The 12,492-nt window shown below is 72.5% G+C and carries 12 protein-coding genes; 10 read left to right on the top strand and 2 right to left on the bottom strand.

The genetic code is table 11. From position 1 onward, the window contains the following. The first annotated feature begins 1,001 nt into the window (after positions 1-1,001). The 7 genes from AOK09_RS03875 (at position 1,002) to AOK09_RS03845 (ending at position 5,805) form a co-directional block, all read left to right on the top strand. Complete coding sequence (locus AOK09_RS03875) at positions 1,002-1,685, top strand: hypothetical protein (RefSeq protein WP_055585679.1); 684 nt, start codon at positions 1,002-1,004, stop codon at positions 1,683-1,685. Between the two features lie 267 nt (positions 1,686-1,952). Beyond that, entirely contained in the window at positions 1,953-2,624 is a 672-nt protein-coding gene (locus AOK09_RS03870; RefSeq protein WP_055585678.1) for an ArsR/SmtB family transcription factor, read from the top strand. Further along, positions 2,621-3,358 (top strand): SRPBCC family protein, encoded by a 738-nt coding sequence (locus tag AOK09_RS03865; RefSeq protein ID WP_055585677.1) that lies wholly within the window; start codon positions 2,621-2,623, stop codon positions 3,356-3,358. The genes AOK09_RS03870 and AOK09_RS03865 overlap by 4 nt, the downstream gene beginning before the upstream one ends. 142 nt (positions 3,359-3,500) lie before the next feature. Continuing rightward, complete coding sequence (locus AOK09_RS03860) at positions 3,501-4,073, top strand: dihydrofolate reductase family protein (protein ID WP_055585676.1); 573 nt, start codon at positions 3,501-3,503, stop codon at positions 4,071-4,073. Positions 4,074-4,374: 301 nt separating this feature from the next. Next, positions 4,375-5,118 (top strand): hypothetical protein, encoded by a 744-nt coding sequence (locus AOK09_RS03855; protein WP_055585675.1) that lies wholly within the window; start codon positions 4,375-4,377, stop codon positions 5,116-5,118. Next, entirely contained in the window at positions 5,115-5,465 is a 351-nt protein-coding gene (locus AOK09_RS03850) for a winged helix-turn-helix domain-containing protein (RefSeq protein ID WP_055585674.1), read from the top strand. The genes AOK09_RS03855 and AOK09_RS03850 overlap by 4 nt, the downstream gene beginning before the upstream one ends. A gap of 34 nt (positions 5,466-5,499) precedes the next feature. Beyond that, on the top strand, positions 5,500-5,805 hold the full coding sequence (locus AOK09_RS03845) for a hypothetical protein (RefSeq protein ID WP_055585673.1): 306 nt from the start codon (positions 5,500-5,502) through the stop codon (positions 5,803-5,805). Positions 5,806-6,027: 222 nt separating this feature from the next. Here the strand turns inward: AOK09_RS03845 and AOK09_RS03840 are convergent, their stop codons facing one another. Beyond that, positions 6,028-7,167, bottom strand: coding sequence for a hypothetical protein (locus AOK09_RS03840; RefSeq protein WP_322973148.1), 1,140 nt, complete (start codon positions 7,165-7,167; stop codon positions 6,028-6,030). Positions 7,168-7,391: 224 nt separating this feature from the next. Here AOK09_RS03840 and AOK09_RS03835 point away from each other — a divergent pair, with 224 nt between their 5' ends. Beyond that, a complete protein-coding gene (locus AOK09_RS03835) occupies positions 7,392-8,357 on the top strand; it encodes an alpha/beta fold hydrolase (protein WP_055585671.1) in 966 nt (321 codons plus the stop codon). Positions 8,358-8,608: 251 nt separating this feature from the next. Here the strand turns inward: AOK09_RS03835 and AOK09_RS03830 are convergent, their stop codons facing one another. Then, positions 8,609-9,208 (bottom strand): cation transporter, encoded by a 600-nt coding sequence (locus AOK09_RS03830; RefSeq protein ID WP_055585670.1) that lies wholly within the window; start codon positions 9,206-9,208, stop codon positions 8,609-8,611. 297 nt (positions 9,209-9,505) lie between these two features. Between AOK09_RS03830 and AOK09_RS03825 the strand changes: the two genes are divergently transcribed. Further along, positions 9,506-9,925: a hypothetical protein gene (locus AOK09_RS03825; RefSeq protein ID WP_055585669.1), complete on the top strand. Its 420-nt coding sequence runs from the start codon at positions 9,506-9,508 to the stop codon at positions 9,923-9,925. After that, a complete protein-coding gene (fxsT, locus tag AOK09_RS40690) occupies positions 9,922-12,420 on the top strand; it encodes an FxSxx-COOH system tetratricopeptide repeat protein (protein ID WP_169796987.1) in 2,499 nt (832 codons plus the stop codon). Before AOK09_RS03825 ends, fxsT begins: the two co-directional genes overlap by 4 nt. Positions 12,421-12,492: the final 72 nt, after the last annotated feature.

Raw genomic sequence — 12,492 nt, 5'->3', positions numbered from 1 at the left:
GGGGGAAGGATCGGGGGAAGGAGGGACACCGCGCATGGCCGGCTCCTCTCGCCGGAGGCGATCCCGGCCGACAACCGCCCGGGATCCGATCGTGTGCTCACCAACGCAACCCCGTCAAGGGCCCGGGGGCCGCCACCGGTGGGCCCGCGGGCGCCTCCCGGTCCGCGATCAGCGCAGCCACCTCCTCCGGCCGCCGCCTGGCCACGCCGGGCCGCTGCTCGGACACCATGCCGCCCTCCCCACCGGCCGGCCGTGGGTCCACCAGCCCCGGACACCGCAGACAAGCCGTCCACCCGCCGAGCAGCCCAGGGCACCTCAGGTGTCGTAGCGGCGTGGATCCGGTTGATCGCGTCCTGTGGCCGGCGCCCGGGCCGGATGCGGGTCCCCGCCGGGGGCGCGGTACAGCCCCTGCGCCGCGGTGCCGGAGAACCGCCCCGCGGTGAGGAGACAGGCCCGGACCGGCATCTCGTCGGGCTCCCCCGTGGTCGCAGACCACACCGGAGCGCACCCGAGACGGCGGGTACGGAGTCGTCCCTGCCCGTGGCCAGGGATCTGCCGGAGGCGCTGGGGCCTGCCGGACGAGGAGCGCCGAGGTGGCGCGAACGGCCGGGCGCGATCCTCAGCCGTGCCCGTGCCCGTGCCCGGCCCCCGGGATCCGGCCGGCCACCCTGGCCACTCCGCCCGGACCCGAACTCGGCGGCAGCCGACCGGCCAGGGCGCACCACGTCTCGTACGCCGCCGTACGGCTCCGACATGCGTCCGAGCCGACTGCTGCACTACCCCGTGACGGAGGCAGACCGCCGTACGGGGGCGCGGATCGCCACCCCGGTCTCCCGGGGCGTGCAACCCCCAGCCGGGGATCGGGAGTACCTACGGACGGACGTCCAAGCGGCGGACCACCACCTCCGGTGGCCGCCGCAGGCCGGCACGCGGGCCCAGCGTGCCGGCCGTCCAGGACCGCCCTGCGTGTGGCAGGGCGGCGCTCCGAAGGAGAACTGCTCGTGGTTTTCAGTCTTGCCAGGAAGGCCGGCGCCGCAACGGCCGCCGTGCTCGCGCTCGGAGGGGTCGCACTCGGCGCCTCCGCGGTCGCGGCCACGTCGGCACCGACCGTCCACCGGGCCGGCGCACCCGTCTCTGTGGACGCCCAGCCGGTCGCCTCCGCCCACACCCGGCAGCGGGCGTCCCAGGTCGTGACGCGGGTGATCAACAAGGGCCGGGTGGACGGTCAGCGGTGGTCGGTGGCGCTGGAGTTCCACCGGACGCTGCCCAAGGGCTACACCCTGCCCACCCTTCCCAACGGGACCAAGATGCCCGGCAACGCACTGCTCTGCCAGCGCATGGACATCAACGGCGTCCGCATCGACCACCAGGGCGGCCCCTGGGCCGACTGCCAGCCCGTCACCGGCACCCACGACCCCCGCCCCGCCGGCGGACTCGGCCTGTGGGGCCTCCACGACAAGGGCACCACCGGCACCCGCCTCATGGTCGCCAACCCCCAGCCCGACGTCGCCTACGGCATCATCACCCTCACCGACGGAACCCACCTCAAGGCCACCACCGTCACCGTCCCCGGCACCACCTACCACGCCTGGGCCACCGCCATCCCCAACGGCCGCACCATCGCCACCGTCGACCAGTACGACAACCACCACAAGCGCCTCAGCCACGACACCACCTGGCGCTGACCACCGCCGCGGCAACGCGGAGGCGCCCGCGGGACCCTGGCCGGCCCTCGACGCCCCGCACCGGGCCGACCGTCGGCCCTCCGCAGCCCTGCGGGCCCGCACAGCGCCCTGGACGGCAGCGACCGGGCCCGTCTCCTGCCGACTCCACGCCCCCGGGCGCCCCGTCCCCGGGCCTGGCCGGCATGCCGACGTACACCGACCGCCACCCGCCACACCGACAACTCGAATGTCCTTGACAAATTTTTTTGTCGGTGTGACCCTGGAACGGTGCTCGACGTCGCCGTGATCGAAGAACCCGCCGCGGCCGAGGCCTCCCTGGACCCCATCCGGTCCCGGATCCTCGCCGCCCTGGCCGAGCCCGGCTCGGCCGCCATGCTCGCCGCCCGCCTGGACCTCCCCCGCCAGAAGGTCAACTACCACCTGAAGGAACTGGAGCGGCACGGGCTGGTCGAACTCGCCGAGGAGCGGCGCAGGGGCAGCGTGACCGAACGCGTCTACCGCGCCACCGCCGCCTCCTATGTGATCTCCCCCAGCGCCCTGGCCGCCGTGAGCCCGGACCCCTCACGCTCCCCCGACCAGCTCTCCGCCCGCTGGCTGCTGGCGCTGGGCGCCCGGCTGGTGCAGGAGGTCGGGGCCCTGCTGACCGGCGCCTCCCGGGCCCGGCGAAGGGTGGCCACCTTCGGCATCGACGCGGAGGTGCGGTTCGCGTCCGCCGCCGACCGGACGGCCTTCGTCGAGGAACTGACCCAGGCCGTGAGGACCCTCGTCGGCCGCTACCACGACGAGTCCGCCCCGGGCGGCCGCAGCCACCGGGTGGTGGTCGGGCTCCACCAGATCCCCTCGGCACAGCCCGCAGCCGCAGCAGACGCCGCCGACCCGCGGCAGCCCGGGGGGACGCACGAGGCCGGACCGCACGCAGAACAGGAAGACGGACGATGACGCACCCGTTTGAGATCGCGCTGGAGACCACCCTGCCGGCCGACCCCGAACAGGTCTGGGAGGCGATCGCCACCGGACCGGGGATCGACTCCTGGTTCATGGGGCGCAACGAGGTGGAGCCGCGGGAGGGCGGGGCCGCCGCCATCGACACCGGCGGCCACCGGGAGGAGGCGGTGGTCACCGCCTGGGAGCCCGGCAAGCGGTTCGCCACCCGTACCGGGACCGGCGAGGACGGCCGCTTCATGGCCTTCGAGTACCTGATCGAGGGACGCGGCCGGGGAAGCACCGTGCTCCGCGCCGTCCACAGCGGCATGCTCGGCGACGACTGGCAGGACGAGTACGACGCCCTGCGCCGCGGCTGGCCCTTCCACCTCCACACGCTCCGCGAGTACCTGACGCACTTCCCCGGACGCACCGGCGTCCCCGTCTTCGCGATGGCGCCGTCGGGCGGGCAGCCCGCACCGCAGGTCTGGGCGCTGATCGCCGGCGCGCTGTCACTGCCGACCCCGGTCACCGTGGGCGCGCGGGCGCACGCCGCGCCCGCCGGCCTGCCCACGCTGGACGGTGAAGTGGTCTGGTCGGACGGCGAGCGCTTCGAGGTGCGCACCTCCGACGGGATCTACTCCTTCCACCACGGCCCCGGCGTGGTGCTGATGTTCCACCACCTCTTCGGGGCGGACACGGAGGGAGCCGAGGCCGCCTGGCAGCGCTGGCTGACCGGGCTGTTCGACTGACCCGCGCGACGTCCCGCCTGGCGCCCGACCGCACGGGTTCCCGGCCCTGCGCCCCCGCCCGGTGGCGCCCCTCCGCCCGCACGCGGCTCACCCGTCCGTGCACAGGCGACCGACATCCGACACACGACCTCAAGGAACCCGTATGCGCACCCTGATCAGCACCGCGTTCATCTCGCTCGACGGCGTCATGGAGGCCCCCGGCGGCGAAACCGGCTACCGGAACGCCGGCTGGACCTTCAAGGAGGTCGAGTTCGTCCCCGAGTCCTTCGAGATCAAGGGACGGGAGCAGGAGGAGGCCGCCGCGCTCCTGCTGGGCCGGGTCAGCTACGAGGCGTTCAGCCCGGTGTGGCCGGACATGGAGGAGTTCAGCCGCTACCGGACGATGCCCAAGTACGTCGTCTCCACCACCCTCACCGACCAGGACCTGGTGTCCAACTGGGGGGAGACCACCATCCTGCGCTCCCTCGACGAGGTCGCCGCCCTCAAGGAGACCGAAGGGGGCCCGATCATCGTCCACGGCAGCGCAGCCCTGAACCACAGCCTGTCGGACGCGGGCCTGATCGACCGCTACCACCTGCTCGTCTTCCCGCTGCTGCTCGGCGCCGGCAAGCGCCTCTTCAGCACCACGGACAAGGACACCCAGAAGCTGAAGCTGACCGAGCACGCCGTCTACTCCAACGGCCTGCAGAAGCAGGTCTTCGACGTCGTCCGCTGACCCGGGCGGGCAACCCTCGACCGCCCACCGCCAGCCCCCGCGCCGCCGCGCATACCCAGGGCCCCTGACCGGCCGAGCCGGTCAGGGGCCCTTCGCGTGGCAGCCGGCGGGTTCGGGGTCGGGGCCGGGGTCGAACCCAGCTGGTGCGACGGGCCGGCTGCCGGACCACGCCTGAGCCGCCTCAGCGTCCGTGCCCAGTCGGGCGGCCCGGTGCATCCCTCACCACACGCCCCCACCCCGGCCGGGCGGACATCTCATTCGGTCTCTTGTCAGGATCAGTTTGCAATGCAAAGCTGACTGCATGACAGACATCCCGGCGCCGTCCCCCGGCGCCCCCAAGGAGGTCCTCGCCGACCTCGGCGAACTGTCCCGCAGGGTCCGTGCCGCCCAGCGCGGCACCTGGTTCCCGCTGCTGCTGTTCGGCCTGCTCACCCTCGGCGCGGTGCTCGCCAACCGCCTCACCTTCAGCGTTCGGACCATCACCTCCTGCCCGGACCTCAAGGGCACGGCCACGGAGTGCACCCTGGTCAGGCAGGGAGCACCGGGCTACTGGGTCGTGGGACTGACACTCGCCTACGCCGCGACCGCGTTCTTCTACGTCCGCCGCTCCCGCAGCCGCGGCGTCGGAACGCCGGTACGGCCCTACGTCGTCACCGGACTCGTGCTGGTCGCCGTACTGGGCGCCACCACTCTCTGGACCATCCGCAACGGGTTCCCGCAGCCCGGTGACCGGATCGACTTCTGGGGCCTGCACCTCGACCCCGGCTCGGGACCGACCCAGCTGCTCGAACGGTTCACCGGTTCGGCCCTGACGGTCGGCATTCCGCTGCTGGTGCTGTCCTGGGTCGAGCGCAACCGCGCCCTGCTGCTCTTCACCCTGGCCTATCTCGCCCTGGAACTGGCGCCGATCAGCACCGGCTGGGCCGGAGTCGCCACCACCTCGCCCTGGTCGAGCCTGCCCCGCCTGGCCCTCCCCGCCCTGTTCCTGCTGCTCGGTGCCCTCGGCTTCACCCTGGCCCAGCAGCCGCGAGGGCGGACCGCATGACGGCCGAGCAGTCGGACCAGCCGGACCAGCACCCCGTCAACGCCCTCGACGACGTGGTCCACCAGCGCGTCCGCCTGGGCATCCTCACCGTCGCCCACCAGGCGCGACGCGTCGAGTTCGGCTTCCTGCGCACCGCGCTCGACCTCACCGCCGGAAACCTCAGCCAGCACCTGTCCGTGCTGGAGAAGGCCGGACTGGTCCACATCGAGAAGGGCTACGAGGGCAAGCGCCCCCGCACCTGGCTCACGCTCACCCCCGCCGGCGACCGCGCCCTCAGGGAGGAAGTCGCCCAGCTCAAGCGCCTCATCCAGCAGATCGAGCAGGGCGGCTCGGATGCACAGGCCTAGCCGCGGCACCGCCGAAGCGCTCCAGGGAGGACCTGTGACCGTCACTCCGGCCACCGGCGAGGCAGGCACCGGGGACTCATCCGCGGCACCGGCAGCGCGAATGCCCCGCCGGCGACTGCTCGGCGCCGCCCTGGCCCTTGGGGCCTCGGCCGCCGTTCCGCTCGGTGTCTCACGCCCCTCCTGGGCGTCCCCCGGCGGCACCGGGCCGCTGCAGCTGGTCCTGCCCGCGCCGACCGGACCGTGCCCGCTCGCCTTCTTCGACCAGCACCTCCGGCACCGCCCGCAGCGACTGCTGGACGGCCCCAGCCCCGCCTTCCCCGAGGTCGAGTTCCTGCCGTGAGGCGACGGGCCCGCCCACGGCTGGGCCGCCCCGACGGCGGGTGCCCTCGCTCGGGAGCCGAGAGCGCCGAGGGGATCGACTGGCACGGCCACCAGCGACTCCGCAGCACCGTCGGCCACACCACCGCAGCGGAGTGCGGAACCGCCTGCCATCACCACCGGACCCACGCCGACGAACCCGTCAGCACATGACATCCCCGCTCGACACCGCACCCGGAACGGTTCAGCATCCTCGGTCGTAGATCGCTCGCAGCCACGGTTCCCTGACAGCGGGCAACCGCGCCAGCGTGTACCGGAACGCTTCTCCGGAGGGTTGGAACCGGTACCACGGGTGCGGCGGCAGCGGATCGTCCCGCTCCACGCCTGTCGGCAGCCCGCCGACCACCGGCAGTCGGGTCCGGTACGGCGGGAAGGCAAGCTCGGCCCAGAGCGCGGCATCCACCGGTACCGGCACCGCTCCGCCACGCGGCTGCCACACGTCTCCGGTCTGCGGATGGACCGGCACCAGCGCCAGGTCAGTGGCCGGCTCGCCCAACCCCGGCCCTGCCAGGTCCAGCCGCTTCGCACCTTCCCCCGCAGGCAGCAGCACGTCGAGTGCCCGGCCGAGGAGGTCAGCGACCGGCCCGGGTGCCACCTCAACCGGTGCGCCCCCGGCGGCCACCACCACGTGGGCGAGGGCCACGCCCGCCGGGATGTCCCGGTACTCGCTCAGCCGGTGCCACAGCGTGCCGGTGGCCGGCAGCTCCGCCCAATCCATGATCGGCCGCTCCGGCGGGGCGGGCAGCCGCACCACTGCCTGCGGGACGAGCCGGACGACCTGCCAGCACCCGCAGTCGTCCATTCTCGTTCCGACCGGGAGATCGCATCCCAGACAGGCAAGGTTCGGCCCGCCCCTCCCGTCGATCCCCATGCAGTAGCCCGCGGCCCGCTCCAGGATCAGTCCGGTGCCGCGCATGTCACCGGGCGCGAGGAGGACCGTACCGGACGGTCCATCGGACAGCGCGCCGAAAGGCGCGAACCGACCTCGCTCCGCCGCCTCGCGCACCCCGACCTCGTCCCACTGCCGCCACGGCGGCCCGTACGGTGCAGGGTCGACGGCGTAGGACCCTGCCTCCAGCAGGGGCGGGTGCAGCCTCTCCCAGTGGGCGTCGGCCAGGTGGATCGGCAAGGCCACCTTCGACACCGCCGCGGTCAGGACCGCACCGCAGCCGGCGCACCCGAACACCGCCAAACTGTCCTCCCGCCGTCGAATTCCCTGCATCCCACCAAGCAGGTGGACCGGGAGCAACGGGTTTTCAGGCGACGACGCCGTACGCCCACCTGAGGCAGAGGGGGTCCCGAGGTTGCACACCACGCCCAGCACCCGTCATGAGCTGGGCGCGACATCGTGAACCGCAGGCGGCCCGGTGTCCGTCCCACGGGCCCACCGCGAACGACTGGTCTCGGGCACAAGCGAGACTCCGCTGCGTCCGGCGGCCGGCGTTCCCTGCCCTGACCCACGCTCCCGGCCCGGACCCGCGCATCCCATGTGATGGTGATGGAACGTCAGCTCATGTGCGCCTGACTGGAATTGGGGATGTCGAGGCCATGGGACAGATGAAGCACAGGAAACGCCCGCTGATCGGAAGCGCCGCCGCGACGCTCGTCCTCTTCGCGACCCTGTTGGGCGCGGCGCCCCCGACCGGCGCTGCCTCGGCCGACGACGCCGCGGCCCCGCAGAGCCGGGCCGACCAGTGCCGCGCGACGCAGATCCTCTCCGCGCCGACCTGCGTCGCGCACACCGCCGCCGGTGACGTCGGCTACCGCGAGGTCGGCAGCGGCAGCCCGCTGCTGATGGTGATGGGCGCCGGCGGCTCGATGGACGAGTGGGCACCCGACTTGGTGGACGCCCTCGCAGCCCGCCACACCGTCGTCGTCTTCGACAACGCCGGCATCGGGCAGACCAGCGCCCTGCCCGGCACACTGACCATATCGGCGATGGCTGACCAGACCAGCGCCCTGATCTCCGCCCTGCGGCTTCACCACCCGGCGGTGCTCGGCTGGTCGCTGGGCGGGATGGTCGCGCAGGCGCTCGCCGTGCGACACCCCGGCCGGACCGGTCGGTTGGTGTTGGCCGCCAGCCAGGCGGGGACCGGCGCCGCACTCCCGATCCCACCGGCCGCAGCCGCTGCCGCTGACAGCTCGAACCCCGCGGCGGTGCTCTCGGTGCTCTTCCCGACCGACCAGAGGGCGGCCGCGGTCGCATACACGGAGCAGCTCTCCCAGTACGCCGGCTTCTACAGGGCGCCCACCGCCGTGCATCAGGCGCAGGACGCCGCGCTCGCGCAATGGATGGCCGGGCAGGACCCCTCAGGCACCCGGGTGCACCGCATCCACGTGCCGGTGCTGGTGGCCGACGGCGACCAGGACGCCCTCGACCCCGCGCAGAATGCCACCATCCTGGTCGGCAGCCTGCGCCACGCCCAGGTCCGGCTCTACGCCGACGCCGGGCACGCCTTCCTCTTCCAGGACGCGGTGGCCTTCGCCGCCGAGGTGGACGACTTCCTCGGCTGACAGCCGGCCGAGGGCCCGCACCCGGGCGGCTCCGCGCGTCATCGGAACGGGCCGCCCGGAACGGATCCCGCCGAGGCGACTCGCCGTGCCGGCCACAGCGTCGCGGTCCCGCTTCGGGCCCACTCCCAGTGGTCCACGGCGAACAGCGCATGACCCACGTTCGATGACGATCCTGCCGTGCTGTGGCGCACCGAAGAAACGGTGCGGAGGCTCGCCGGGCAATCACTGCCCGATGGCACCGGTTCGCATCGTTAGTGGTCGGTGAAGAAGATCTCTCCGGCTTCCCGCAGGGCGTAGAAGACCAGCACGTACCCGGCGGCTGGGTCTGCCCACCACAGACCGGCCAGAGAATTCAGCAGGAGGCCGAGCAGCACGGCGGCGGCCAGTAGACCGTCGATCAGGGTGACCCGGCCCTCGGTCTTGAGCACCGGATTGTCCAGTGCGGTGCCAGTACGGGCCTTGCCGGCGGCGAGCGCGAACATCACCACGGCGGTCACCGCGGTCCAACCGATGCCCAGCGGGGAGTGGCGGGGCTGGAAGTCGACGGCCAGGACCCAGGTGGACTGCACCAGCAGGTACACCGCCAGTAGCGCGAAGCCGACACCGATCAGCTTGAGCGCGCGGCGCTGTCGACCCTCGCCGGTGCCGGACAGCTCCCAGATCACCACGGCTGAAGCGCCGATCTCGATCAGGGAGTCCAGGCCGAACCCCGCCAGTGCCACGGACCTCGCCGAGATCGCAGCGAGGGTGAGCACCACGATCCCGATCACGTTCCAGCTGAGCGTGACGTACTCCAGGGCGAAACCGCGCCGGAGAAGCGTCTGGCGGGCGGTGTCGTCGATGCTGGTCATCGCGAGATCCTCCCAGAGCTGTCGTCCCAACAGGCTGGTCGGGGTTGGTGTCCGGCAAGGGGTCACGCCCCTGTACCTCACTGACCACGGTCTCGGGAGCGGCCACCCGACGGGCACCCAGATCAGCGCGCCGCACCTGGGCCGACCAGTAGCGATTCGGCTGCGGGGATCCGGTGTCCCACACCCGCCCCACACGCGCCGGGCTGCGGCTTTGCCCGATTCTCCTGACCGGCCCTGGCGGGATCTCTACGCTGCGTCATGAGAGTCGACGCCGCACGCGTGCATTGGGGGTCACGGGTGAGTACGGAGATCGTTGAGCTGGTGGAGCAGGCCGGCCCGTATCTGAGTGCGGCACTGGGAGCCTACGGGGGCGCGGTGCTCACGCGTGCGGAGGACGCCGCGGTCGACGCCACCGCCAACCTGGGCCGCCGCATCCTCCATGCCGTCTGGCGCCGCCGCGGCGAGGACGGACAGGCCGCGCTGGAAAGCGCGGTGCAGGACGCCGCCGAGGACATGGAGGACGCGGACGCCGCCGCGGCGCTGCGGCAGCAGATCAAGCGAGCCCTGCGCGACGACGCCGAGCTGCGGGCCGAGCTGGCCGGCCTGCTGCCCGAGTCGTCGGGGACGGTGACGATCACCGCGTCCGGCACCCGCGCCATCGCCGCCCACACCATCACCACCGCCATCACCGGCGACAACACCCAGATCGGCACATGACCAACGACCCGGCCCCCCGGGAAACGAGCATCGAAGCCTCAGGCCCTCGGTCGATCGCCGCCCACACCATCACCACCGCCCACAGCGGCGACATCATCGAGCTGCCGGCCGAAGTGCTGAACGCCGCCCGGGACGTCCAGCCGCCGCCCGGGGCCAGCAACCTGCCCCCACGAGGCCTGTGCCTGGGCCGTGAGGACGAACTGGCCTGGCTGGAACGCACCCTGGCTTCGGACGGCGAGACGGCCATCACGCAAGCGCCGGCAGTGCACGGGCTCGGCGGGGTCGGCAAGAGCACCCTGGCCCTGCACTACGCCCACCGCCACCGCTCCGACCACACCGTCACCTGGTGGATCACCGCCGACTCCCCCGCCCGCATCGAGCAGTCCCTCGCCGGCCTCGCCCTACGTCTCTTCCCCGCGTGGGCCGGGAAGGCGTCCGAGCAGGAGCGGGCCGCGTGGGCGCTCACCTGGCTGCAATGGCACCCCGGCTGGCTCCTGGTCTTCGACAACGTCGACGATCCCCGCGACCTGGACCCGTACGCCGGCGCCCTCAGCGGCGGCCACCTCCTGGCCACCAGCCGCCGCGCAACAGGATGGCCGCGAACCGTCCCCGCCCTCACTCTGGGCACCCTGCCTCCCGACGAAGCCGCACAACTCCTGTGCACCTACGCCCTGGACGCCCCACCCGGCGTCCGCCAACTCCAGGACGCCCGGACCCTCGCCGCCGAACTCGGCCACCTGCCCCTGGCCCTGGAGCAGGCCGGCGCCTACCTGCACCAGAACCCCACCATCTCCATCGACGCCTACCGCCGACGCCTGGGCACCAAGCTGGACAAAGCCGCCGACGGCATCGACGCCGAGCGCACCATCGCCCGCATCTGGACCCACACCCTCCAGGCCCTCACCACACGCAACCCGCTCGCCGTCACCATCCTGCACACCCTCGCCTGGCTCGCCCCCGACAACATCCCCCACACCCTGCTCCAGACCCCCAACACCGACGAGGACGACCTCGCCGAAGCCCTCGGCAACCTCCGCGCCTACAGCATGATCAGCATCACCCCAGGCGGCGCCGGCGTCAGCGTCCACCGCCTCGTCCAGACCGTCCTCCGCCACAACGCAACCGCGGGAGAAGGCCGGCCTCCGACAGGACGCCGCGAAGCCGAAAAAGCCCTCATACACGCCCTGGCGAACCAGCCGACACCTGACACCGGTCCTGCCGCAGAGTGGGACGCCCTGATGCCCCACCTCATCGCACTCGCCGCCACGAGCCCCCACAACCACCGCGACGACGCCGTCACCGATCTCTACCTCACCGCTGCCCAGTACCTCGACCAACAGGGCCACAACGCCCGAACCATCCCCCTACGGGAGGCTGTCCTCACCCAGCGCGAGCGAGACCTCGGCGACACCCACCCCCGCACCCTGACGAGCCGCAACAACCTCGCCGGCGCCTACGAGGCAGCGGGAGACCTCACCCACGCCATCCCCCTGTACGAAACCACCCTCACCCAGTCCGAGCAGATCCTCGGCGACACCCACCCCCACACCCTGAGCAGCCGCAACAACCTCGCCTACGCCTACGAGTCAGCCGGCGACCTCGACCGCGCGATCCCCCTGTACGAAACCACCCTCACCCAGCGCGAACAGATCCTGGGCAACACCCACCCGGCCACCCTGACCAGCCGCAACAACCTCGCCCACGCCTACGAGTCGGCCGGCGACCTCGCCCGCGCGATCCCCCTGTACGAAACCACCCTCACCCAGCGCGAACAGGTCCTGGGCAACACCCACCCGGCCACCCTGAGCAGCCGCAACAATCTCGCCCGCGCCTACCGGGCCGCAGGGGACCTGGCCCGCGCGATCCCCCTCCTGGAAACCGTCCTCACCCAACGCGTCCGCGCCCTCGGCGACACCCACCCCCAAACCCTGACCAGCCGCAACAACCTCGCCCACGCCTACGAGTCGGCCGGCGACCTCGCCCGCGCGATCCCCCTGTACGAAACCACCGTCGCCCAGTGCGAGCAGATCCTGGGCGACACCCACCCCCACACCCTGAGCAGCCGCAACAACCTCGCCCACGCCTACCTGAGCGCCGGGGACCTCACCCGTGCCATCCCCCTGTACGAAACCACCCTCACCCAGCGCGAACAGATCCTGGGCAACACCCACCCGGCCACCCTGACCAGCCGCAACAACCTCGCCTACGCCTACGAGTCAGCCGGCGACCTCACCCGCGCCATCCCCCTGTACGAAACCACCGTCGCCCAGTGCGAGCAGATCCTGGGCGACACCCACCCCCTCAGCCTGACCAGCCGCAACAACCTCGCGGGCGCCTACCGGGTCGCAGGGGACCTGGCCCGCGCGATCCCCCTCCTGGAAACCGTCCTCACCCATCGCGAACGCGTCCTCGGCGACACCCACCCGGCCACGGAAAGCACCCGGCGCCAACTGCGTGAGATCCGCAGCGCACACGTTGCGCAACAGGCTGAATGACTCGTTCCGGTTGACCCGCAGCTTTGCAGACCGCGCCGCACCCCGTCGGCCGGCAGCGATCCGCCCCGCAGA

It is taken from the genome of Peterkaempfera griseoplana (assembly GCF_001418575.1).
Lineage (GTDB): Bacteria > Actinomycetota > Actinomycetes > Streptomycetales > Streptomycetaceae > Peterkaempfera > Peterkaempfera griseoplana.
This window is presented reverse-complemented; position numbering and strand designations above follow the sequence as displayed.

Coding starts and splice junctions, on each gene's coding strand:
- AOK09_RS03865 (WP_055585677.1), top strand. CDS start 2,621: ATGACGCACCCGTTTGAGATCGCGCTGGAGACCACCCTGCCGGCCGAC.
- AOK09_RS03860 (WP_055585676.1), top strand. CDS start 3,501: ATGCGCACCCTGATCAGCACCGCGTTCATCTCGCTCGACGGCGTCATG.
- AOK09_RS03855 (WP_055585675.1), top strand. CDS start 4,375: ATGACAGACATCCCGGCGCCGTCCCCCGGCGCCCCCAAGGAGGTCCTC.
- AOK09_RS03850 (WP_055585674.1), top strand. CDS start 5,115: ATGACGGCCGAGCAGTCGGACCAGCCGGACCAGCACCCCGTCAACGCC.
- AOK09_RS03835 (WP_055585671.1), top strand. CDS start 7,392: ATGGGACAGATGAAGCACAGGAAACGCCCGCTGATCGGAAGCGCCGCC.
- AOK09_RS03830 (WP_055585670.1), bottom strand. CDS start 9,208: ATGACCAGCATCGACGACACCGCCCGCCAGACGCTTCTCCGGCGCGGT.
- fxsT (WP_169796987.1), top strand. CDS start 9,922: ATGACCAACGACCCGGCCCCCCGGGAAACGAGCATCGAAGCCTCAGGC.